Raw genomic sequence first — 25,259 nt, forward strand, 5'->3', positions numbered from 1 at the left:
CTGAGAGAATGAGCTTATTGGCTTGTTTTTCAGCAAACTTGTCTGCTTTTCCGCTATTTTTATCTGATTTTTATTCAGATTTATCATGACATGTTACGGTGTCACTTTAACTAACTGGCTGTTTTTTACTTGATTACCGGCATCATCAAAATAAACATACTCCAAGGTCAGTTTTCCGTTGAGCGAGGTAGGGGGATGTTCAAATTGATACTGTCGCAGAGCAAACGGGGTGATCATCATGTTCATCTGTTGCGCGATGGTATGGTTTTGTTGTGCGCTGTTGAGCTGCATCTGACCGAATGAAACATGATATGGCGTAGGATTATCAACGGTGAGGACGTATTCTTTATTTTGTTTTTGCAGGCTAAAACTGACTTTTTTCATCGCTTCATCCGGTTTAGGTACTAATCCATTGGGTCGATAAAAGATTTTCATCTGTGTGTTCATTGCCATCGCGACTTGAGCATGAGCATCGGTGTTGCGCCGTGTTTTAGGTGGAATTTCATAGAGATTAAGCCAATAAACTGACTCTCGGTCGGTGGGCAGATTGTCACCTTTATTAATAATACGCAGCGCTTGTGCGCTACCAGACTGCATTTTAAAAACTGCCGGTAACACCATAAACGGCGCTTCCGCCTGGTCCGGTGTGCTATCTACGTCGCCATTGTCAACCCAAGTCTGTACGACCACTGGGTAATCATTGGTATTCGCCAGCATCAATGTACGCTCGCGTGACTCGGGTTGATAAATCATCCGGGTTGAACTGGCAACAAGGCCCGCGTGAGCAGCTTGATTGATGTTAAACATCAATAAAAACAGGTAGAGGTATCTCATTGTATTTTAACCAAAACATAGGCTGTAGCATCAATTTTACCGGCTGTTGGTGTGCCATTCGGTAGTTTTTTTAATGTGGCAGTGAAGTGGTGCGAATAGTTGTTGAAACCCGCAGCATTACTGCCATTAGCATTAGCCCCGGTGAGAACCGGATACCAACCTGCACTGGTAGTGGAAATACAGTTGCTGACACATCCCCCCCAGCCAACAAAATTCATTGCTCTGCCGCTGCTGTCACTGAGACTGATCCCCACGCCTGTGGCAATACGTTTGTCTGTGCCATAGTGATCGGAAAGCAGGTAACTGACACCGCCCGCAGAATTGACCAATCCTAAACCTTGGGCAATCAGATACCCGGGTAATGATGTCTGGATACCGAGCGCGGTTTGTCCACTATTAATACCTGACTCGGTGCCAGATTGGCACTCAATATCAACGGTGATATCCGCGCTACGTGTCTGATTATCATTGAGTTCATTTACAGTGATAATGGGGAAAACCACATAAGGCGTTACGTTGCGCACGACGCAGGTGTTTTTGCGCGTCAGGATGGATACCGGTGAGGTATTCATACCAAACGCCATATAGCGGCCTGTTCCCCATGTCTGATAATTGGTCGCTGAATCATATCCTGTTTCTGGTACTGGCATCCCAGGGCCTTTGAACACCACATATCCATTAGGTTGATTGCAGGTATAACTGCCGGAATAACTCTCTGCCGCAGGCCCCGGGCAGCCCCAACTGGAAGGGCCGGGAGTGCGATCCACCGTACCGACCTTTTTCAGTTCGGCGCGGATTTGGCTGAAGTGCTTGCCTTTAATCTGAATTTTATTACCGACCACATCGTATTTCTTCAACGGAACCTGTTGCCAGATTCGGGTGAACTCAATACCGCTATCGACATGAATAAGTTTTAACGCGGTATAAGGGAAAAAGGTCTGAAAATAGTTGTCGCCCATATTGGTATAACCGCCGACATTACTGTCGCCGTTAGTCGCAAAGACTTCAAATAGGCTGTCTTTATCGGCGACATCACACTCATAGATGACAGCCTCGGGATCTGACCAGAAGCGGGCAGGGATCAGGCTGATAATGCTGGAGGCCAGAATGGAATCGATGGGCTGAATGTAATTACTAGTGATATTGACATTGCCTAGTTGCAATGAAGCACCGTAGTTATCACCACCGATATTCGCGCCTTTCCAAACACATTGGGCATAGCCGGGAGAGGCGAGACTCAATAATACGAGTGAAAGAAACCATCGCCAACGATGTGAGAAAAGAGGGTTGCCTTGATAATGGCAGGTTGCAAGGCGTGTTATAGGATTCATACTGTTTCTCTGATTCAATGCTGGGTAACGACACACAAGGCATCGAGTTTATACAGCTGTTTATCTTTATTGGGCGTGCCTAGATCGTAATCTAGCTGGCAGCGCTCATTATCGGTATCGCCCCATACCAGCAGCAGCGTTCCACGGGCCTGTTCAGCTCGCAAATATGCCTGACTGGCTTGCCCAACCATGCCAACTTCCCTATCTTGACGGTTATTATCGTCCTGGTTGTTGGCTGGGCCACTTGTGGTGTAAACCACCGCCCCCATCGGCACTTGGCTGCCATCAGCAAGTTTGACCGAGATTAAGAGAGGGTATCCGCTGAGGGTGCGAAAACGGACTTTGACTGCTGAACCGGCATAAGGGGCAATTTGGCGCTCCCCATCCTGAAGTTCAGTATTGAAATCCATACCATCAGGATCGAGGGTGATGGTGTTGTAGCGATATGGCGTCAGGGTCGGAACCAAGGCATAGCCGAAGCCGTCGATTTTTGCCCCTTGCCCATACATGACTTTGGCCCCACTGGCCCCTTTTGCCTCAATCAGCGCAAAGGTATCGCTCAGATACGGCCCCAGCGTGACCCCTCCGCGGTGGAAAGCAATGGCCCCACGGGTGCTCGCTGAACTTTGCCAGTAACCAGGGCTAAGTGAAGCACTGCTACTCAGGCTGGTGACCGGTAGCCGTTTTTGCAGGCTGCCACTAAAGGTATTTTCTTTGGATTGCTCACTACGGGCGAAGTCCATGCTGTAACTGGCTGACTGATCGTCGCCCATCACACCGGCCAGTGAAGTCTGATAGCTGGCACCACTGATTCGGCTATTAACAGCACCGGCAGAGACATAGGGGGCCTGAGGGTTGCCACCTAATGGGAATGAAACGGACATTTGCACCACGGTTTCATTGGTAGCGAGAAAGTTCGCCCCGTTCGCCGCCGGCATACCGCTGCCGGGGTCGACAAAGTAAGTTTCGTTGGTACCCCTACCGGTTTTTTGTTTTGAAATAGCAAGGTTAAAACTGGTATTACGCCATAGCGTATTGGCATAACCCAATTGCAACTGGGTATCCCGCTCGCGTGAATTGCGGTAATCCTGTGAGGATGCCGTCAAATACAGTGAACCGTAACTGTTAAGATTCTGATTAAGGGAGATTTCAGCCCGGCTACGCTGTTGGTAAGTCCCTGAGCTCCATACTTTACCGTTACTGGCCGCCCGTATACCCAATACATCACTTAAATCACGGTAACCTTCCGTTGAATAACGGTAGCCCGCCACCGATAACGTGGTGTTAGTGGTTTCAAAGGTACGACTGAAAGAAGCCCGTGCCATCCAGCCATTCTGCGACTTGTTCTCTGATGAGTGGGTATCGCTCGGAAGGCTGGCATGGGAATAGGTGGCATCAAGCCCCAAGGCACCTATATAGTGGGTAAAAACGCCACCCAGCATCACCGCCTGATATCCCGAGGCCAACCGCATCCCGCTATTGGCCGTAATAGCGTTACTCACCCCCTGCTGATAGGTCAGCTCACCGAACATTTCTTGACTGCTCAAATCACGGACCTGGCCTGCGGCGAAGCTATAGCGTGAATAACCGGGGCGTAATGATTCAGGCACCGAGGAGAACGGCACTTGGAAGGTGCTGAGAGTGCCATCGGCCTCTTGAATTTCAACAGTTAAGTCACCGCCAAAGTTTGTTGCGGTTAAGTCATTGAATTCAAATGCTCCTGGCGAAACGGTGCTTTGATAAATTGGCCGATTATTCTGATATACCGTGACCTTAGCATTAGTTCTGGCAATCCCCCGGATAACAGGAGCATAACCACGTTGTGACTCCGGCAACATGCGGTCATCGGTGCTCAGCGCAATACCGCTAAATCCCAGACTGGAGAAAAACTGGCCGGAACTGAATGTCTCACCCACAGTAACTTCACTGCCAATACTGGGTAGGGCACGTTGGCTGTATAAACGGTTAGATGTCCAGTTCGCCCCTCGGGTTGGGTCATAGCGCAAAGAGCCTTGTTGACGAAAACGCCACATCCCGGCATTGATACCATTATTTAGGCTGAGATAAGTCGAGTCGGTGCTGCGCTTAATCCCATCTTTGTTATAACCCACATGATATTGGTTTAAATTGTAATTACTAAAACCAATGGTTTCTCCCGCCGTGAGATTGCGAGGGTCAACATAGCCACGCGGAACATTCTTCACATACAGTTGTGGAATCGATAAATCAAAACGCAATTTGGCATAATCGAAGCGATAGTCACTGGCAGGTAGCAGGGTTTTGAAATCCAGACAGTCATCTTCCTGATTGGCATTTTTCAGCACACTGTCATTTACGCCAGCTTGCAGCAGTTGTGACGCTGATAAGCAGGGAACAACAGCATCATCTTTGGTTATAAATATCAGTTCGATACGATCGACAAACTTGTTGTTCATATAGAGATCAACTTGGTATTTGCCTGCTTCATAACTGTCTTTCTTATTAAAGCGGGAGATGGCACCTAAGCCGAGTGATGAACCGCGCAATAACGCATCCTCAAACACATATTCGTCTTGCTTACTCTCATCTGCCGCTGACACAGAGTGACTGACCAACAGACCCTGTGTTAGCAGGTAGGATAACCAGGGAGCAAACCTCACGTTTTTTCCCTGTAGCCCGGCACATTCACGATTCTCATCACGACAACATTACAAATAGTAATCGCAAGGGATGTTAGTGCCGTAATCATTGACCACGTTCAACGTGAGCAGCTCGCCTTTTTTGGCTTTAACCCCAGCGGGTAAAGCCAAATCAGTGGTTGAGTTGGGGGCAAACATCTCGCTGGTGGCAAATGAGATGGTTTTCCCGTCACTGACTAGTTTGGCATCACGCAGGCTTATGTAATAAGCCGTAGGATTGTGTATCTTGATTTTGTCACCATTGCTGCTCTCCAGCGTGACGCGGACCTTCGCACCCAAGGTATCGACGTTTTCTTTTAATGCAGCAGGGCGATAAAAGACTTTCAGTCGATTATTAACGATTAAAACCAGTTTGTTTTCAGGCTGTGTATCGGCTTTTTTTAAGGCGGGAATTTGTAAAAAATTCAGATAGAAAACGGATTCACGATCTTTGGGTAAATTGCGCTCAATATAGGACAGGCGAACCACTTGTCCACTTTTAGCTTCCATCCGGAATATTTGGGGAGTCAATGTGAAAGGGACATCACTTTTTGATGGCGAAGACTGATTATTGCCATCATCCATCCATAATTGGACCAAATTAGGGTGGTCATCTTTATTACTGAGCTGTAGCACCTTCTCCCGAGTACCTTCAGGATAAATAATACGAGTCCCTGTCATGACAACACTGGCTTGCGTCCATAAGGGTACGCCGCTAAGCAGTAATAATGTGCAGGCGATAATGTTGTGGGCAGTCAGTGTCATGGCGCTTACTTGTCCTTGGTTTTGCTGGTTTGCAGTGGCTCCGTTACCGGTTGGCCAACATATTCATGAAACAGCTCGGATTTCACGAATAGTTAGGGATAGGTGATCGCATATTGCGCGGAAGCAATAACGCTCCCTGCGGTGGCGCGACCTTCTTCTGTAATATATTGGGCAGCCAAATCCTGTGATGCTGATGTCGAACCAGCGACCAGCGTAATTCCAGGTACGGAAACGCTGCCACCAGACATACGAATAGGAGCGCCATTCGCATCAAGTAACTGAATAGCAACATTTTGTGCTGTTCCTACATTACCCAGATTACCGGCAGATGTGACGTTCATTCCCTGAAAAACAGAGCTGATTTTGGTGTCTTGAATGGCGATATTGCAGCCAGTGAGATTGATGGTGAAATTGGTTTTACCCGCGACAGCATTGACTTGATTCAAGTTACTGGTCGAGACGGTGGGTAACAGAACCACAGGTGTGTTGGCTGTGCCATTGATATCAACCATGCAAGTCTGTTCAGCAACTTCCCCCTGAAATTTGATTGTGTTATTTGAAGTCGCCGCCAACGCGATACCCGGTAGGGTCAATAGCGCCAACGTCATTAGTGTTTTTCCCATGTCATTCCCACTTAAATTTATATTTTCATTAACGGGGGTCTTCAGCATTCAACAAAATAAGCGATTATTTAGCTGAATATGATCTTCCGTTATTTATATTGGCTATCTGGTTTCGCGACCGGTGATAGTGTAAGGGGAAAACAGGGAGGACAAAATGAGAGGCGTCTTTGTTTTGTATATGAAATTTCCTACAAAAACTGTAGGAACTTGTCCTTTTTAAATTGCCAGTAATTATAAAGCATTTTTATTACAATGGGTTATGTATTATTTGGGGAGTGTGATGAGACTTCTGCTATAAAGTATGAATAATTAGCTCATAAAAAAACGCATCAAAACGGCTGACGAGTTTCAATGAAAACATTAATTTAATCCCTATTCTATGGCGACGAACTGCCTATTTCAGCGTATGAGGCTATTAATTCCACTAATAATTGGTTCGTCTTAGTTAATAGTGCCAGGTAGTCAACGCCATAGTTAATAACGGCATATTTATCCTGTGTTTGCAGTAGGGATTCGAGTTTAATACAGCTGTCCACCAGAGGTAGAGCATCAATCAATTGTACGCCGCCCTTAATTCGATGAACCAGACTGGCCATTTCTTTATAAACTTCAGCAGGCATAGCGCTATCATCATCGACGGTGAAGCGTGAGTAGAGCTGTGTTAACACCGCAGTATCTTGCTCATTACTCTCGAGCAATGATTGCAATAGCTGCAACCCCACATCTGTATTGCCTCCCGAGAGGCTTTTTAGCTTATTCTGCGCTGCAACAAGAGGAGTCGCTGATTCATTGCTAATAAAATTCGGGACGTTATTTTGTGCTGCGGCATCATCAATAGCCGGGGGAGAGGGCATACTCGCATCACTGCTAATAATTTCCTGACGCAGCAGGGTGGTGCGCAGTGTATCGATAGTGACAGGTTTAATCATACAGTCATTCATACCGGCGTCACGGCAACGGGTGGTACTCTCTTCTCGCGCATCTGCGGTGCAACCAATGATGACCAACTCTTTCATCGTGGCACTATTACGGATATGGGCCGCCAGTTCATAGCCATTCATCAACGGCATATTGTAGTCGGTGATGACGGCATCAAAACTATAATGCTGCAATATCTGCCAGGCTTCAGCGCCATTCTCGGCACTCATCACTTGCTCGATACCGATAAAGGCTAACTGTTGTTGAAGTAACTGACGGTTAGCCGGTAAATCATCTACCACCAGAATGCGCAAATTTTTCAACTGATTCAGTTGCGCTTCATCTGCGACGGCAATGGCTGATTCCTGCGGTAAATCATCGGCACTGGCAACTTCCAGCGGCAATGTAATAAACAGGCTGGTACCTTTGCCGAGCTGGCTTTCTAAGGTAATTTCCCCACCCATTTTATGAATCAGCTGATGGCAGATCCATAACCCCAAACCGGAACCCCCGAAACGCGGTGATTTCCCCTCGTTGGCCTGGCTGAATGGCTGGAATAATGTGGCTTGCGCCGCAGGCGAAATGCCAATACCGGTGTCGGTAATATCAATATTCATTACCCCATGTTTGTCGTCAATAGCTTCCCAGGTGATATCCACTGACACGCTACCTTGTTCGGTAAACTTCAGCGCGTTGCCCAATAGATTACCCATGACTTGCCGTACCCGCAGCATATCTACCATGACTAAATCAGGGATTTGATTATCCACCCAACCAGAGAACCGCAGATTACGTTCATCGGCGATAGGTTGATAAATCGTAAACATTCGCTCTATTTCTTGACGGAAATCGACAACGGCGGGGTGGACACTCAGTTGCCCGGCTTCGATTTTGGCAGAGTCGATGATGTCATCAAGTAACAGCATCAGAGATTGAGCGGACTTGGAAACTGTGACCAATGTATTTTTATCTACCGGCTGCTTACTGCGTATCTCCAGTTCCAGCAATCCCATAATGGCGTACATGGGGGTGCGCAGCTCATGGCTAATGGTCGCCAGGAAGGTACTCTTGGTGCGGTTAGCACTTTCGGCTTCGACGCGGGCGGCTTCCAGTTGCCGTTCAACCGTTTTGCGCTGGCTGATATCCAGCCAGCCACCGAGCAGACTGCGCTCAGCATTATCCAGCGGAATAATCCACAGAAAGATATCACGCAACTCACCGTTGATCTCAAGCGAGAGATCAACCATTTGCGGTTTTCGGTGGGTTAACACCTGGCGGCAATATTTATCTATTTCGCGATCCAACGGGCTGGTCATTGGCCAATTGGCTGGCTCATTATTGTGATTGAGCAGGTCGTTTAGCTTATCCTGATGCGCCTCAGCAAAGTGGCTGTTATAAACGGCCAATTCTCCAGCAGCAGTGCGAATAAATACCGCGAATGGTAGAGCATTAATAATCGACTCTTGTTGTAGCAAACGAGCATGTAACAACGCAGCCTGACGGCGTTTATTGAATACCAAATAACCCAGATATAAACCGAACACTAATAGCAGGCCTGAACTGATTTTCAGCGTTAACATCAGCCATTCGTTGTCTTGTAGACTTTCATCAAAGCTGACGGGTTTAGGTTTAAACGTGCTCCATTCGCTGATGATATTGTCCAGTTCTTCCGGTGGGATAGATTCAATGACTTTATCAACGATGGCTTTTAATTCAGGAAGCTTCGGGCTGATAGCAAATGCCATCATCAGCGGCTCTTCGCCGGTGACCGCAACCGTTTTAATATTGGGGGTAAAATTTTGTGCTGACAGATAGTTAGCGGTCATCATATTTTTGATAATCGCATCGACTTTCCCTTGTTGTAACATGCGCACCAACGTCATGGTATCGGGGGCTTCAACAAAGGTGATTTTTTGTGCCAAAAGAGTGTTGTTAATCACGCCACCGGAAGTGCTGCCCGCTTGTATCCCGACGCGTTTTCCCGCCAGATCCGCGACGTTGTTGATATCGTTACGATCTTCTCGCGTCAAAATACCCCACAACGATTGTGCGACGGGCGAGGAGTATAGGTTATTACCATATTGGCCATTGCGTACCGCAACAATCGGCAGCATATCTATCTTTCCGGCAGCAAAATCACGCAGGCCTTCACCGGTATCCTTCACATAAATTGGCTTAAATTTAATGCCAGTTCGGCGTGAAATAATGTCGATGAGATCAACAGAGAAACCGGCCATCTCACCGGTTTGACGATCACGGAAGATTAATGGAGCTAAATCCAGTGGCGCAACATAGGTCACCTCTGGATGATGCTGAATCCAATTAAGCTCTTGTTCTGTAAGAAGTAATTTAGCATCAATATTATAATGGTGTTTGCTGCCAAACCAACGTTGTTGAATATCACCTGTGGCACGGCTGGGCAGTAATTCCAGAATCTGATTAATGTAATCAATCAGTTTTTGATTTTTTTCCAGCGCCAGAAAGGTGTAAGGGGCTGGGTGATAAGGGGCAAAGTTACGAATTTGCAGTGTCAGCAGCTGTAATTGGTCAATCAAATAGTTAGCAGATGTGGCATTAGCGACAAACACATCGGCATTACCATAGGCAACGGCCAGTAACCCTTGTAGCTGGTTAGGATAGGCGACGATTTTATCAGCATGATAATTGAACAAAAACTCCGGTGAAAGCGGTTCGTTATTGACGATAGCCACTGTTTCCGGATGGGTGCGTTTGGTGGGATCCCAGTTCTTACTACGAACCTCAACATGCCGGTTAGTGAAGAAGGCATGGGAAGCAATAAGTCCTGGCTGAGCGGGCATCGGGGTGCCTGCCATTAAATCGACCTGACCATTTTCTAGTGCATTCAGTACTAAGCCGTAATCGCAATAACCAATCATCTGGAAAGAGAGTTGGCTGGCGTCACTGATGATTTTTAGATAATCCGCGACAATACCTTCGATGGAAGTATCATCGCGGTTAACAACAAACGGGGTATTGGCATCAATAACCACGCCCACTTTTACCGTACGCCGGCTTGATTGGCGGGCATCAGTCGCTGGAGGGAGTAATAAGTCTTCACTGTAACTGTTTGCAATACTGTGTATGGTCAACGGCTGACCGGTATCACACCCCTGACGACTGGTCATCAGGGCAGCATGAAGTTGCCCGCTCAGTAACACCAGGCAACACAGTAAAATGCGTAAAGGAAACCAACGACGTAGAGATAATACAGTACGCGGTAAATCAGACCTGGCTGAACTAGACCAAATTATGGGTATGCGCATAATCTGCCAGTTCAATTACAGAACTCAGTCCTAATTTAGTCAGGATGCGCGTTTTATAGGTACTGACAGTTTTGTTGCTGATAAACATCTCGTCGGCAATTTGTTTATTTGACAAACCATTGACCAGATAACGTAAAACATTAATTTCTCGCTCTGACAACAAACGAGCCCGATTGACGGGATCATGGCTTGAAGGCTGCCCGGCTAATTGGGTCAAGGTTTCAGATGGAAAGAAAGAATACCCGCGTAATACGTTCTGTGCGGCAAATAGAATTTCGCTAATATCTTTATTTTTACTAATGAAACCGTTGGCTCCAGCCTGTAATGCTCGCACAGCAAAAACCTGCTCATTCTTAGCTGACAAAAATAACGATTTACCGCTAAAACCACGTTGTTGCAGTTTTTTCAGCAATGAAAAACCATCAAAGTTTGGCAGTTCAATATCGATAATAACCAGGTCAACCGTATTATTTTTTAATGTTTCCAGGGCTTCACTGCCATCAACTGATTCGTAAATAGTTGAAAATTCGTTGCTTTGTGAAAGCAATGCACGAATGGCAACACGAATTGCCGGGTGGTCATCAACTATCATCACTGATTTAGTCATGTTATCTCCGTAAACCGTTATATCTTGGGATTCGCAGAGTTAATTCACTGCTCCTCGCTCGCACCGATCGACTTCAAATGATTACCCAAGACGAGATAAACAAGAACTGCTGCTGCCGATGCCCAAAGTAATAATTATGTAAGGTACTATTTCGGTGATTTTAATCTCTAATTATAGATTATCAAGAAAAGATTCTTACTGATCGCCTTGTTGTGTAGTCCAATTCATCCTATAGACATTCTTCTGTTTAGAGAATTGATTATAAACGAATTAGGATTTTTTTTATTGAAATGCAATTGGTTGACTCAGTAAAAAACATAAGAAATAGTAAAGTTATCACTCTAAATGTAAATATATAAGATTTTTCGACGCCTTACGTAGGAAAGTTCCGGGGTGCATTGCCTAATTTATTCCAGCATAAATATCAGAGAGATAGCCTCTGATCTGATAATGCCTCGTCAAAATGGGAAAAATGAATAATGATGCTTTAAGGATCTTGCAATCACGGTAAAGGTGATAGCAAAAGTCGTAGCAAAACAAAAGCAAAAAGCCCGCCTAGTTTCCTAAGCGGGCTTCTCTAATATGGCTCCTCTGACTGGACTCGAACCAGTGACATACGGATTAACAGTCCGCCGTTCTACCGACTGAACTACAGAGGAATCGTGTGAACGGGGCGAATAATAGCGGGGTATGAGGAACATGTCAAAGGGGGAAACAGCAAAAGTAGATCGTTTGCTTACAGTTTGTGCAACTTGTTGAGATTTTTGGCTTTTCGTTCAACATTTACCCGTAAAAAGGGTCTGATAGCCGGAAAAATGGCGGGCAGCGGTGTTGGTTCTCTGCCCGCCAGGGCGCTTACTGCGGCGCATCCGTTAGGACAAACATGCCATACGGGTGAATTTGCAGATAATAGCTATCGCCAGGAGCGGGTTGCAATTGCGTCGCGTTGACTTGTAATAGCAATGATTGACCCTGCCAATCGACTAATACTTCATATTGCGGCCCCATATAAGCCACTTTATTGATAGTGCAGCGCTGGCTGGGATCACCTTGCTGGCTTAACGTAATGGCTTCTGGCCTTACACCGACCGTAGCTTGCTGATATCCATCAGCAAATCCTTGTGGGCGCGGAATGTGATAACCAAAAATTTCAACGCTATCACTGTTGATTCGTGCAGGGAATACGTTGGCATCACCCATAAAACTGGCCATAAAGTGAGAAGCAGGGTGGCGGTATAACTTCTGTGGCGCACCGATTTGCATGATTTTGCCTTTATTCATCACCAAAACGGTATCAGAGACGGCAAAAGCCTCGCTTTGGTCGTGCGTAACATACAACGAAGTAATATTAAACTGCTGCTGCAATTCACGAATTTTATCACGCATACTGCGGCGTAGGTTGGCATCCAGGTTACTGAGCGGCTCATCAAACAATAGCACTTTAGGTTTTAGGATAAGGGCCCGAGCCAGTGCCACTCGTTGCTGTTGCCCACCAGAAATCTGATCGACAAAACGATCAGCAAACCCGTCTAAATCCACCAACGCCAGTGCTTCTTTCACCCGCTCGCGAATTTCATCTTTCGGCCGCCCTAGCATTTTCAAGCCATAACCAATGTTCTCGCCCAGTGACATATGCGGGAACAGGGCATAGGACTGAAACACCATACAGATATCTCGCTGCTGGATAGATCTGTCCGTGACATCTTCACCATCGATAAAAATTTGCCCGCCAGTGGGTTTTTCCAGCCCAGCGACCAGCCGTAAGACAGTGGTTTTACCACAGCCAGATGGCCCCAGCAGCGTGACCATTTCGCCTTTGGGGATAGCCAGATTTAAATCATCAATAACGGTATTAGTGCCAAAACGCTTGGTGACATGTTTGAGTTCGACAAAATGCTTTTTATCAGACTCATGATTTTTATCAGATTCATAGCTTTCGTTAGTCATTATGTTAAGCCTTATCAGTGCGCCGTTATTCAGCATTACTGGCTTTCGAGCGGGCAATACGCGCTTCGCCAACCAGGTAATCAAACAGGAAGATGATGGCAAGCATCACCACAATCAGGATGGAGCCATAGGCAATCGCGATACCGTATTCGCCATCTTCTACCCGGTTAAGGATGTAAGAGGTGGCGACTCGGGTGTCCGGCGTTACCAGGAAAACAATGGCACTGACAGTGGTCATCGCCCGCACAAAACTATAAATCAGTGCTGATAGAATTGCCGGGCGCAGTAATGGCAGCAAAATGTAAATCACGGTACGTAGCGAACCGGCCCGCAAGCTGAGTGAGGCCTCATCCAGCGATTTATCAAGTTGGCCCAGACCAGCAATCCCAGCGCGTATCCCGACGGGCACATTGCGCATCACCATTGAAATAATGACGATAGCTGCCGTACCGGTCAGGTACACCGGCGCACTGTTAAAGGCCAGAATATAGGAGACGCCCGCCACGGTTCCGGGTACGGCGAAACAGAGCATGGTGCTGAATTCGATGGTTTTTTTGCCACGGAATTGCTGACGTACCACGATATAGGCAATCAGCAGACCAAAGGCGGCGGTGATAGGGGCGGCAATACCGGCGTATAACAGCGTATCGAGCAGCGAAGGCCATGCGCCATCACTGAAACCTTGCCCAAATAACTGGTTGAAGTTATTTAGCGTCAGGGTGTAATCGACTCCCCAGTTGACAGTGAAACTGCCATAGAAAATGCTGCCGTACAGCAATACGTTAAAGGTAATCCACACATACAGCATGGCTGTTGTGCCCCAGACTAATGAGACCGGCAAGGGTTGAACATCACCGCGCGAAGATTTACCGGAGATGGTGACGTAGGAGCGTTTGCCTATCCACATATACTGAATACAGAAGATAAACAGCGAGAACATCAGCAGGATGACACCCAGTGTCGACGCTGCCGGATAGTCAAGTTGTGCGCCGGTAATATAGAAGTAGATTTGCGTGGCGAGCACGTCAAAGTTCCCGCCTAATACCAGTGGGTTACTGAAATCAGCCAGTGATTGCACGATGACAATTAAGAATGAGTTCGCCAGAGCCGGTTTCAATAGCGGCAGAAATACCTGCATAAAGGTCTGCCAACGGCTGGCCCGCAAGGTATAAGAGGCTTCTTCCAGCGACGGGTGAATCGTTTTTATCGCGCCATCGAGGATCATAAATGACATCGGCGTAAAGGCCAGTACTTGCGCCAACCAGATACCGGTAAAACCATAAAGCCAGTTAGTATTTGTCAGCCCGAACCAGGTGACCATTAATTCGGTCACGTAACCGGAGCGGCCCATCATCAAGGTGACACCCAAGCCAACCACAAAAGGCGGGGTGACAATCGGCAAAATCGAGAAAATTCGCCCCAGCAATGCGGAGCGTTTAGCAATTCGCGTGGTGTATATGGCTAACACCATGCCAAAGAAGGTACAACCGATACCGACCGCCACCGATAGCACAAATGAATTCCAGATAACTTGCAGGATATGAGCCTGCCCAAGGATCGCCATAAATTGCCAGGGCGCAAAAGCCCCACTTTCATCCGTAAAGATGGGAATGAAAATAGCGATACTGGGAAACAGGATAAACACGGTGATCAGGGCAATAATGGTGACTAGCGAACCGAGGACAAAACGATCGCCTCCCAGCCATTCCAGGCGAGCGAGCGCCAGTGTGATGACGGCTCCCAGGGCAATAAACAAGCCAATCGTGGCAAAACCCAGCCCGCGTTGCAGCCAGGCCGAAGTGATGACCACGAACAGAGCGCAGAATAGGGCGAAACCGGCATCAAACAGATGTCGGGTGCGGTGTTCGCGTCCTTGTGGGGACAGTGGCCGGAAAAGCAGCACTAATGGTAAGGCAAACCATAATGTGCTGATGTTCAGACTGGACCAGCCATAGGCGGCCAGTAGCTCAGAACGGCTGGCCTCAAGCAGACCATAATCCAGACTGAACGCGGGTAATAAGGCAAAAGCAGCCACGGCAAAGGCCAACCAATAGAAAATGGTATCCCGTGTCTGCGGGAGCCGCAGAGCATGTGAGTGAGTCATGGTGTTCCCCAGATCTAACCTTCGCCCTTGACGTTGTAGCAGTATTAGCTTGCTGCAACGTCAAGGTTTCGGTTATAGAAAAAGCGCTAAGTTATTTATGGTTCGCTTATTGTGTGGGCTGCTATTTGCCCATCTTGACGTCATTAACCCATTTGGTGATCAGCTTCTTACGCATCTCGGTAGCACCGTAAGTGTCCATGTCGTAATTAATCAGTTTCAGATCATCAAGTTTGAGTGAGTTAGGGGAGGTCGCCGCAGTGGTATTGGTTAGGATCTGATAGGACTGACCTTTCTGCCATGCTAACTCTTGCGCGTCTTTTGACAGCACCCAGTCAACGAATAACTTGGCGTTATCCAGATTACGCGCGCCTTTCAGAATGCTGACACCACCAATTTCATAGCCAGAACCTTCGCAAGGTGAAATCAGTTTCAGGGGCGCGCCTTTCTCTTTTTCCAGTGAGTAATCGTGCAGGAAACCAATACCAATGGTAGTTTCGCCGCGTGCGGCGTTACGCGCCGGGGCAATGCCGGATTTGGTGTATTGCGACACGTTGGCATTGAGTTTTTTCAGGTAATCGAACGCAGCATCTTCACCCCATAATTGAGAGAAAGTGGCCAGCGCGGTGTAGGCAGTACCCGAGCTTTGCGGGTCGGCAATCTGGATTTCACCTTTGTAGATAGGGTTGGTCAGGTCTTTCCAGCATTTAGGTTCTGGCAGGCCCTTCTCTTTCAGGCGGTCAGTATTCACGCCCAGCCCTAAAATACCGATATATACCGCAGAGGAGTAGTTACCTTTGCGTTTGGCCGGATCACGGAATTGCGGCATGATTTGCGCCAAATTTGGTGAGGCATAAGGATAAAGTAAATCCATTTCACCGGCCTGAGATTGCGGGTCCAGAGTACCGCCATACCAGACATCGGCCTGTGGGTTCTTTTTCTCTGCGTCCACTTTTGCGAGTGTGCTGCCGGAGCCATTGCGAATAAAGCTGGTTTTGACATCGTATTTTTCGCCAAATGCTTTGGCTTCTTCTTCACACATGGCATTGGTGGCGCTGCAATAAATAACCAAACGGCCTTCCGCTTGGACGACGGTGGTAACGGCACTCAGTGCGAGGCCTGCGGCTACCAGTGCTGAGAGAGGTAAGAGTTTCATAACATTATCCTTTTTATCCCCTTTATGCGCCCATTACTGGGGCATATAAGGATTGTTGTTGTAGGTAGAGGTATGACTAACTTTGTTAACGTCCTTTTTTACGTAACGCCCTTTTTTACTTAACGTATTGCTTTCAATCGATTAATACCGGTCATTAACAGCGGCATTAATAACAACCCAACGCATGCCGATGCCAGTGTTAGCAAAGCAAAAAAACCTTGCCAGCCATAATGTTGCAACACTTGCGCCAGCGGCCATCCCGCCAGCGCCGCCCCGAGATAAGCAAATAAGCCAAGAAACCCGGTGACTGTACCGGCAGCATCTTTATGGGTATATTCGGTGGCTGCCAGGCCAATGAGCATCTGTGGCCCAAAAACAAAAAAACCAATACTGAAAAATGTCACGGACAGTAGCGGATAGTTATGTACCGGTGCCAGCCACAGGGCGGTCATCGTCAGAAACAGCCCCAATGCGAATAACAAAATCATCGGTGCGCGCTGACCGCGAAATAGCAAATCTGATCCCCAACCGGCAAATAACGCCCCAAATAACCCGCCTAACTCAAATAGCGATAAGGTGGCATTGGCGCTGAGCAAATTGACTCGATGACTCTCCGCTAACCAAATATTGCCCCAGTCATTGAGGGCGATGCGGATCAGATAGACCAGCACATAAGAAACCCCTAATAACCAGATGGTGCGATTACGCAAAATGGCATCGCGAAAAATACGCCCCATCGGCATGGGGGGGGCTTTGCTGCTCTTGCCATTGATCCTGCGGATCTCGCCGCCATTGGCCGATGGTCGGTAAACCTTGCTGTTGCGGCTTGTCGCATAATTGCCAACATAACCAAAGACCTAACACGATACCAATAGCCCCAGGTACTAACAGTGCGGCTTGCCAGCCATAATGCGAGGCCAGAAAGGCCGATAACAGCGGTACTGCCGCCCCGCCAATACTGATGGAGGTATTCCAACATCCCCACCAGGTTCCGCGCTCGTTGCGCGAGTACCAGGTACTCAGCAATTTGGCGCAGGGGGGCCATCCCCACCCTTGAAAGAAACCATTTAAAGTCCAGACCACCAACAAGGCGGGCAGGGAGTGGCACAGGGTAAACACCACATTCAGTATCCCGGTCATCATCAAACCGATGCCCATGATCCAGCGGGCCTGGGTGCGGTCACTGACAATGCCGGACACAAATTTTGAGCCGCCGTAGGCCAAATAGAACAGGGTGCCCAGTAAACCGATATCTCCTTTATCCAACCCCAATTCCAGTTGCATCACTGGCATGGCGTAGTTGACACTTTTACGTGTCAGATAAAAAGCGGCATAGCCCATCACCATTGCGGCCATCAGACGCGGTCGCCAGTAGCGGTAACGCGCATTCACCTGTTCCGGCGTCAAAGGTTCAGGGGGTAAAGTCTTTGACGACAATGGCGCTGCTGACATGGATTCCTCCGGTAATTGTGTTGAGTGTAAGGAAGGAAAAAGTAAAAGAGATGAGACAAGGTTGTAGATGCTTAGGAATAATGCTTAGTTATGAGGTTTTTTGATCCCGTTCTGTGGGCGGGTTCACAGAGTCGTTAGTGCGGATATGAGTTGGCAGGTTAACCACTACGCGGGTTCCTAAACGGCGTTGCAGTAGCCAGTCACCGCCCAATGCTCGTACCCGCTCTTCAATCCCGCGTAGACCCAATCCTCCGCCTTGCGGTTGCACAGGGATCCCCATGCCGTCATCGCGCACTTCCAGGGTGATGATATTGTCGGTCAGGTGCAAACTGACCTGAATATTGCGGGCATTAGCGTGTTTGTTAATGTTGTTGAGCAACTCTTGCACTAATCGATAAAGCGTAAACACCACCACATCCTCACCGGGGGGCGCGGGCAGCGCATAATCCAATTGGAAATGAATCCCTTGCTCGGCGAAAGCAAACTCTTCCGCCAAATGGTGTAGGGCTTGATCCAGTGGCATTTCATCCAGCACCGGCGGGCGCAATTGGCGTAGCAGTTGACGGGTGGTTTGATGGATTCGTTGCGATAAGCTACTGATTTGATTAGCCGCAGATTGAGCCGCTGGCGAGGGTGCGCTGCGGTTGACCAGCATGGCCTGAATTTGAATAGCGGTGATGTTCTGGCCAATTTCATCGTGCAACTCACGGGCAATTTCTTTGCGCACATCTTCCTCGGTGCGCACTAACCGTTTCATTAATTTACGCCGGGTTTGCAGCTCTTGCTCCAATTGATTGCGATAGCGGTGCAGATGTTGAGCCAACTGCTGTTGGCGGCTGATGGCAATCCCCAGTGTCAGCCCTAACAGTGCCTGAGTGGAGAGGAACAACTCCAGTTCGGCCAAATCATGAAATGCCCCACTGGCCTGACGGGTCACGGTAATCATCAGACTGCCTAACACTGCCGCCAACACCCCGCCTTGCCAGCCAAATTTATAAGCCATAAAGACATTGGGTAGAAAGACAAAAATCAGCAATAGCCGCTCCATATTGGGAGCAATGGCTATTTGCACACAAACCCCAATGGCAAAAATCAGCGAGCACCAAATCAGCAGTGAGGTGCGCAGCGGTGGGTCTGGCATCTGTTGCGAGAACAAGTTGCGGATATGCTGCTGTTTTAAATATTCGTAGATGAGATAAGTAAACGGCACTAACAGAATGCCCCCGGTAAAAGTAGCAAGCAGTGTCTGGGTTAATGGCAAAGGCAGCCAGAAGCCCAGTACCAGCCCATGCAACACACTGTTACCGGTGACGGCGGCGAGTAACAGTAATAACCGCTGCCAGTAAAGGGTGTAATGGTGCCAAAAACGCTGGGTCAGTTCGGCGGGCAATAAACTGAGGAAAGGTGACAACATAATCAACACAATGGGCTGCAACTGTTCACTGTGCAGCCACCACAAGGCTACACACTCGGTCAGCAGCAACACTGACCAGTAGCGGCGCGGCAGCAATATCATTAATGCCAGCCGCAGGCCTTGTGGCAGTAATAGAACCGCATGTAAACCATCATCACTGAGATAAAAACTGATGGTCCACAGCGCCAGCCAACTCAGTGAGAAGAAAATAGCCAGGAACAGCGATAGCCCCACTGAGCGCAGTTGCCACATATCAGTTTCCCGCCAGCAACTGATGTTGCAGCGCAAAATGCACCAGCTCGACGGTGGTTTCGCAATTCAGTTTGCCCAGAATATTGGCGCGATGAACATGGACGGTTTTGTGACTAAGTGACAATTGTTCGGCAATAGATTTGACGCTGATCCCATTGATCAGTAACTGGAATACCTCTTTCTCGCGTGGCGTCAAAATCGCCAGTTGTTGCGGTTGCTGTGGCATATGGCGCAGGGCGCGCAACGCATCAGCGCACAGATAGAGGCCGCCACCATGAACGGTCCGTAGGGCTTGCACCAATTCATCCGGGCCACAGCGCTTAGTCAGGTAGCCACTGGCACCGGCATCCATAGCACTTTGTACAAATGCGGTGGTGTCATAAATACTCAAAATAATGGCGCGGAAATGTGGCATTTTCTGGCGCAGGCGTTTGAGCAGACTTAGCCCACTTTCGTCCGGCATCGAAATATCCATAACAGCAACATGTACATCGGTGTTGGGTAGATTGGCCCAAGCCTCTGCCGCCGAACCATACTCACCAATAATACGTATATCCTTTTCCAGTGATAACAACTGGGCAAAACCCGAGCGGACAACAATATGGTCATCTATCAACGCGACATTAATCATGATTTTTCATTATTACGGAACCCATACTGCATGATGCTGATCAATCATTTGCGTAGCAATAATTGTTATCAAAAATGTAAGAGGCTTAACAGATGCGGGCAAAATCTGATGTGGAAATAGGTAGTTTCCGGTGAAAAGCGCAGCGCTCCACAGGATAGGTGTGGAGCGCGAAAGTGTGGTGTGAGCGGAACTCAGTGATGGTTATAGCAATTTTTTACTGCGGTAGATCCGCTGCGGCCGGCCCACTTTGCCATAAATAATCTCTGCTTGTAGCGCTTGATTCGTAGCACAGAATTCCAGATAACGGCGGGCGGTAGTGCGGCTCAATCCAAGCATTTGCGCGACATTTTCAGCCGTGTATTCATCTGCATTATCGCTGAATAACGTCTGGATTTTATCCAGTGTCATTTGGTCGATACCCAGCGGTAATGTCACTTTTTGCTCGCCACGAGCATAGGTGTTGTACATTTCATCAATCTGGCGTTGATTGACCTTGGTACCATCTTGCAAGACTTGATGACGATGGCTGTAACGAGCCAGGGATTGCTCCAACCGTTCGTAAGCCACTGGTTTTATGAGATAATCAAAAACCCCATAACGGATAGCTTCGGAGACAGTTTCGCTGTCGCTGGCTGCGGTGACAAAAATAATACCGCCAGAGAACCCTTGTAAGGTCAGTTCACGCAATAATTCTAAACCACTGCCATCGGGTAGATAGTTATCCAGCAGAATTAAATCAGGGTGAAAGCGAGCCACCATGCTGCGGGCTTGCTGCAAATTGCCCGCCAGCCACACTTCATGGCAATGGCTGCTTTGTTTGATAAATTCGGCATGCATTTCTGCCAGTGGTGTTTCATCTTCTACCACTAAAATATTAAGACATTCCATGGGATCTCCCTGTCTTTGAGATCAATGCGTCTTCGGAATAAAGACTGTAAATAAGGTGCCGCGTGGCGGATTCTCTTCTATTGTGATGGTGCCACCACTTTGCTGAACATAGGTGGCCACCAAATACAGCCCAATACCATGTTCATCTGAATTTTTAGTACTGATACCCCGTTCGAACAGGCTATCTTGTAACTGTGGCTCAATACCGCAGCCATGATCGGCGACCTCTAAAATCACCTCATCGCCTTCATCCGACAGATAAATTTCAATTTGTTTATCGCCCTCAGGGTTTTTTAGGCTGGCCTCAAAGGCATTATCGAGCAGATTTCCCATGATAGCGGCCAATTCATTCTCACCGATATTGGCAGGCAACTGACCTAACTGGCAGCCGGGGACAAAGTTCAAATTCAGCCCTAACTCTTTGGCCCGATGGTATTTACCAAATAATAATGCGGCAATCTGCCGATTATTGAATGCGGTGCGCAGCATATCAATCAGCGCCTGATGGGAAGACGACTCGGTTTTCACCATCTCCAGCGCCCGGTCAAACTCTTTCATTTGTAACAACCCACTCAGGGTAGACATCCAGTTCAGATGCTCATGGCGCACCGTACGTAGATTCTCGACATACTGCTTGATCTGGCTGAGTTGAGCACTGAGAGTATGAATATCATCCTGACTGCGAAAACTCACCACCCAACCCTGAAACACGCCATCCTCTGACCAAATACCCGCCCGATTGGCGATGGCATTTAAGCCATTAAAGGTACAGAGTTCATCCTGGCGATTTTCACCACTTTGATCGAGGAAGAAGTGGTCAGGAGAGACGACCTCACTGACTTTACGACCAATCAGTTGTTGTGGCGTGGCAAGAATATGCAGCATTTTACGCGCATTTTGATTGATTGCAGTGATCTTACCCTCAGGATCAACCGCTAATAACCCTTCAAATACTGCACCGAACAATGCTTCTTGTTGGCGCAACACTCGCGCTATTTCTTTGGGTTCCATTCCCATCATCTGGCGGCGGATATGATGAGAAAACAGCCATGACAGTAGCAATAATACGCCGAGTACCAGGATAAAAGAGTGAGTTAGTGGCAGCAGATAAATCAGCCGCCAGTGGTCTATTTTACTGATCAGATACCCCAGAGAGACGACGCCAATGATTTTTCCCTGTTCATCGCGGATAGGGTTTTTGGCGCGCATGGCTTCACCCATTGAGCCTTTGCCAAAAATAATATAACTCTCGCCCCTTTCCAGTGCGCCGGGTTTGGTCCATTGCATTGGGTGACCAATCATCTCGGGATTAGGGTGATACAGACGAATGGATTGAGTGTCACCAATGACGAGGTAATCAAGGTCGGAAGTGCTCCCGAGTCGGCTGACGATTTGGGCCAGTTGCGCCTTATCACGGTGCTTCACGGCATTTACTACGGAATCCATCGACGCAATAATTTTTGCCTGATTCATCGCTGTTTTGCTGACTTGATCGAGTAGATATTGCTCAAAATTATGGCTGAGAAAGCGATCCAGCGCACCGACCAGCAGAATAGAGACGGTCAACAGCAGCAGAAATATCCGTAGTGGGAAGGCCATGTTTTGCAACCGGCTCCATATTCGGCCACGCCATTTTAATTTGCCTGATAGGGAAACATCGGCAGCGGGGATCGACACATTACTCACCTTATTTAACATATGGGCTATGTACTGGCGTTAACATAAGTTAATTTAAGAAATAATTAAATAGCCAAGAGAAATAAAAATAGTTATTAATAATTAAGAAAATTAAAACCATTAAATAACTTATATTTACTCTCTTATATGTGAAATAGGTCAATTAACCACACTATTTTTATGTTTAGCATGTGCCCATAGAATAATTAAAATTAAAAACAAACCGAAATTAACTTATTTTATCTTGTTGTTTTTATGTGAAATTTATATTTAAAAATAGAATTATTATTTATTTTGTTGTTGGTAACTCAACTTGTTCTTTATTTGTTATATAAACGTTATGGCAGAGAGTGAATTATGGATACGGTATTTAATCGAATTAATCGTTCAGACCATCAGCAGATTGCAGAAATAACGCGCTTCTTGCGTGCAAATGATCTGAATATAGATACCACTGTTGAGGTGTTTATTACCGTAAGCCGTAATGAAAAGCTGGTGGCCTGTGGTGGTATTGCGGGCAATATTATCAAATGCGTGGCCATCAGTGAGCAGGTGAGAGGTGAGGGACTGGCGCTGACACTGGCCACCGAGCTGGTCAATCTGGCCTATGAACGCCATCACAGCCATCTATTTATTTATACCAAAACTAAAAACGAGAGCTTATTTAAAGCTTGTGGCTTTTATCCTATAGCGAGTGTCCCTGGCATTGTGGTGTTGATGGAAAATAGCGACTGCCGTTTGCAGCGCTATGCCAAACAATTGAGTCAATTACGTCAGCCAGGGCAGAAAATTGGCAGCATCGTCATGAATGCCAACCCATTTACTCGCGGGCACCAATATTTAGTGCGGCAGGCCGCCGCGCAGTGTAATTGGCTGCATCTGTTTTTGGTGAAAGAAGACAATTCACGTTTTCCGTATGAAGACCGGCTGCAATTAGTGCTTGAGGGCACCCAAGATATTACCAATCTTACGGTACATCCCGGCTCAGAATATATGATTTCCCGTGCCACTTTCCCTTGTTATTTTATTAAAGATCAAGGCGTGGCCGATGACTGCTATACCGAAATCGACCTAAAAATATTCCGCCAATATTTGGCTCCGGCACTGGGTGTGACGCACCGCTTGGTCGGGACTGAGCCGTTTTGTACCGTGACCGCTAAATATAACCGCGACATGAGCTTCTGGCTGGAGACGCCGTCATTGCCTTATCCGCCGATTTCGCTGGTGGAAATTGAACGTCTTAAATATCACAACACCGCTATTTCCGCCTCCTGGGTACGCAAACTACTGGCGCAGGGAGATAGCGAAACCATTGGTAAATTAGTCCCTCCCGCTACCTGCCATTACCTACAGCGATTGTTGACACAACGTGCACAAAAAGCGGCCAGCACGGAGAAAAACTCAGCATTAGCAAAGAGTTCAGCCCCGTTTTAACTGATTAAAGAGAACTGATTAAAGCCGGGCGCAAAGAAAAATAGGGACTGATACCTAAGTCAGAAACCACGAATTTGAAGACAAGTTAATCAGGTGAAAAATGAAAATTATCAGAGAGGCCGTCGCCGGAACGTTGGAATCGAGCGACGTTATGGTGCGTATCGCGCCATTAAATCCACCCGAAATAGATCTGCAAATACACAGCAGTGTAGACAAGCAGTTTGGTGACGCCATTCGCTACAGCGTACTGGCGTTGCTGGAACAGTATCGGGTAACCGGAGTGCAACTGATTATTGACGATAAAGGTGCGTTGGATTGCGTTTTACAGGCACGACTGGAAACCGCATTGCTGAGAGCCAGTGATGAAAAAATTCTGCCATGGAGAGCGCATTGATGAAACCTGAAATGAAAAACAGAATGCGCCGCAGCATGTTATTTGTCCCCGGAGCTAATGCTGCGATGGTCAGTAATGCGTTTATTTATCAATCCGATGCGTTGATGTTTGATCTGGAAGACTCCGTCATTCTGCGCGAAAAAGATGCTGCTCGTCGCCTGGTCTATCACGCCTTGCAGCATCCGCTTTATCAGGATGTAGAAACTATCGTTCGGGTCAATGCATTGGACTCGGCTTATGGTCTGGCTGATTTAGAGGCCGTGGTGCGTGGTGGCGCGGATATCGTGCGTTTGCCGAAAACCGATAACGCGAAAGATGTTGAAGATATGGCACGTGAAATCAGCCGTATTGAATCGGAATGTGGCCGTGAAGTGGGTAGCACCGGCTTGCTGGCCGCCATTGAATCAGCACAAGGTATCACTCAAGCGCTGGCTATTGCGCAGGCATCACCGCGTTTAATGGGTATTGCGTTGGGAGCTGAAGATTATGTCCGCAACTTGCGCACTGAGCGCTCACCCGAAGGGATTGAGCTGCTGTTTGCTCGCTGTTCAATATTGCAGGCCGCCCGTGCGGTAGGGATTCAGGCTTTTGACACCGTGTATTCCGATGCTAATAACGAAGCGGGTTTTTTGCAGGAAGCCGCACTTATCAAGCAACTGGGTTTTGATGGCAAGTCATTGATAAACCCACGCCAAATCGAACTGTTACACAACCTCTATGCGCCAACCGAGAAAGAAGTCCGCTATGCCCAGGCGGTAGTTGATGCGGCGGCGGCGGCAGAAGCCGAAGGGCGCGGTGTGGTTTCTCTGAACGGCAAGATGGTGGACAGCCCGGTGATTGAACGGGCGCGGTTGGTTTTGCAACGTGCGGTCAGCGGCCTGCGTGAGGAATAAG

General features: G+C 47.7%; 17 protein-coding genes, 1 tRNA gene and 1 pseudogene. 3 read left to right on the forward strand and 16 right to left on the reverse strand.

All coding sequences use genetic code 11. From position 1 onward, the window contains the following. Positions 1 to 93: 93 nt before the first annotated feature. The 16 genes and pseudogenes from FGL26_RS02260 to dpiB all read right to left on the reverse strand — a co-directional run bounded on the left by FGL26_RS02260 (position 94) and on the right by dpiB (position 22,558). The gene (locus tag FGL26_RS02260; protein WP_005168565.1) at positions 94 to 834 is read right to left on the reverse strand and encodes a fimbrial biogenesis chaperone; all 741 of its coding nucleotides are present in this window, start codon (positions 832 to 834) and stop codon (positions 94 to 96) included. Beyond that, the gene (locus FGL26_RS02265; protein WP_005168567.1) at positions 831 to 2,165 is read right to left on the reverse strand and encodes a fimbrial protein; all 1,335 of its coding nucleotides are present in this window, start codon (positions 2,163 to 2,165) and stop codon (positions 831 to 833) included. The genes FGL26_RS02260 and FGL26_RS02265 overlap by 4 nt, the downstream gene beginning before the upstream one ends. Positions 2,166 to 2,179: 14 nt before the next feature. Continuing rightward, on the reverse strand, positions 2,180 to 4,804 hold the full coding sequence (locus FGL26_RS02270) for a fimbria/pilus outer membrane usher protein (protein WP_005168569.1): 2,625 nt from the start codon (positions 4,802 to 4,804) through the stop codon (positions 2,180 to 2,182). A gap of 48 nt (positions 4,805 to 4,852) precedes the next feature. Beyond that, positions 4,853 to 5,587: a fimbrial biogenesis chaperone gene (locus FGL26_RS02275; protein WP_005168571.1), complete on the reverse strand. Its 735-nt coding sequence runs from the start codon at positions 5,585 to 5,587 to the stop codon at positions 4,853 to 4,855. Between the two features lie 92 nt (positions 5,588 to 5,679). Next, positions 5,680 to 6,210, reverse strand: a complete 531-nt coding sequence (locus FGL26_RS02280) for a fimbrial protein (protein WP_005164580.1) — start codon at positions 6,208 to 6,210, stop codon at positions 5,680 to 5,682. A 377-nt stretch (positions 6,211 to 6,587) separates the two neighbouring features. Next, on the reverse strand, positions 6,588 to 10,307 hold the full coding sequence (locus FGL26_RS02285) for an ATP-binding protein (protein ID WP_170219572.1): 3,720 nt from the start codon (positions 10,305 to 10,307) through the stop codon (positions 6,588 to 6,590). Positions 10,308 to 10,386: 79 nt separating this feature from the next. After that, positions 10,387 to 11,019 (reverse strand): response regulator transcription factor, encoded by a 633-nt coding sequence (locus FGL26_RS02290; protein ID WP_005168573.1) that lies wholly within the window; start codon positions 11,017 to 11,019, stop codon positions 10,387 to 10,389. 583 nt (positions 11,020 to 11,602) lie between these two features. Next, positions 11,603 to 11,678 (reverse strand) — tRNA-Asn (locus FGL26_RS02295). 196 nt (positions 11,679 to 11,874) lie between these two features. Further along, complete coding sequence (fbpC, locus tag FGL26_RS02300; protein WP_005168574.1) at positions 11,875 to 12,966, reverse strand: ferric ABC transporter ATP-binding protein; 1,092 nt, start codon at positions 12,964 to 12,966, stop codon at positions 11,875 to 11,877. 25 nt (positions 12,967 to 12,991) lie between these two features. Further along, positions 12,992 to 15,070 carry an ABC transporter permease gene (locus FGL26_RS02305; protein WP_138060211.1) on the reverse strand — a complete coding sequence of 693 codons (2,079 nt, stop codon included), beginning with the start codon at positions 15,068 to 15,070 and terminating at the stop codon, positions 12,992 to 12,994. Positions 15,071 to 15,191: 121 nt separating this feature from the next. Further along, positions 15,192 to 16,223, reverse strand: coding sequence for an ABC transporter substrate-binding protein (locus FGL26_RS02310; RefSeq protein ID WP_005168576.1), 1,032 nt, complete (start codon positions 16,221 to 16,223; stop codon positions 15,192 to 15,194). 119 nt (positions 16,224 to 16,342) lie between these two features. Then, positions 16,343 to 17,675, reverse strand: a pseudogene (gene uhpC / locus FGL26_RS02315) (MFS transporter family glucose-6-phosphate receptor UhpC). Between the two features lie 88 nt (positions 17,676 to 17,763). Further along, the gene (locus FGL26_RS02320) at positions 17,764 to 19,341 is read right to left on the reverse strand and encodes an MASE1 domain-containing sensor histidine kinase (protein ID WP_005168581.1); all 1,578 of its coding nucleotides are present in this window, start codon (positions 19,339 to 19,341) and stop codon (positions 17,764 to 17,766) included. A 1-nt stretch (position 19,342) separates the two neighbouring features. Beyond that, positions 19,343 to 19,972: a response regulator transcription factor gene (locus tag FGL26_RS02325; protein ID WP_005168584.1), complete on the reverse strand. Its 630-nt coding sequence runs from the start codon at positions 19,970 to 19,972 to the stop codon at positions 19,343 to 19,345. Between the two features lie 201 nt (positions 19,973 to 20,173). Then, on the reverse strand, positions 20,174 to 20,860 hold the full coding sequence (dpiA, locus tag FGL26_RS02330; RefSeq protein ID WP_005168588.1) for a two-component response regulator DpiA: 687 nt from the start codon (positions 20,858 to 20,860) through the stop codon (positions 20,174 to 20,176). 21 nt (positions 20,861 to 20,881) lie between these two features. Further along, positions 20,882 to 22,558: a sensor histidine kinase DpiB gene (gene dpiB, locus FGL26_RS02335; RefSeq protein ID WP_170219569.1), complete on the reverse strand. Its 1,677-nt coding sequence runs from the start codon at positions 22,556 to 22,558 to the stop codon at positions 20,882 to 20,884. Between the two features lie 336 nt (positions 22,559 to 22,894). On the opposite strand from dpiB, the gene citC reads away from it, so the two are divergent. From citC to FGL26_RS02350, 3 genes are all read left to right on the forward strand, one after another. Next, positions 22,895 to 23,971, forward strand: coding sequence for a [citrate (pro-3S)-lyase] ligase (citC, locus tag FGL26_RS02340; protein ID WP_005168595.1), 1,077 nt, complete (start codon positions 22,895 to 22,897; stop codon positions 23,969 to 23,971). A gap of 100 nt (positions 23,972 to 24,071) precedes the next feature. Then, positions 24,072 to 24,365: a citrate lyase acyl carrier protein gene (gene citD / locus FGL26_RS02345; RefSeq protein ID WP_005164540.1), complete on the forward strand. Its 294-nt coding sequence runs from the start codon at positions 24,072 to 24,074 to the stop codon at positions 24,363 to 24,365. Further along, positions 24,365 to 25,258: an aldolase/citrate lyase family protein gene (locus FGL26_RS02350; protein ID WP_005168598.1), complete on the forward strand. Its 894-nt coding sequence runs from the start codon at positions 24,365 to 24,367 to the stop codon at positions 25,256 to 25,258. Before citD ends, FGL26_RS02350 begins: the two co-directional genes overlap by 1 nt. Position 25,259 lies beyond the last annotated feature (1 nt).

The sequence above is a fragment of the Yersinia enterocolitica subsp. enterocolitica genome, assembly GCF_901472495.1.
GTDB classification, from domain to species: Bacteria; Pseudomonadota; Gammaproteobacteria; order Enterobacterales; family Enterobacteriaceae; genus Yersinia; species Yersinia enterocolitica.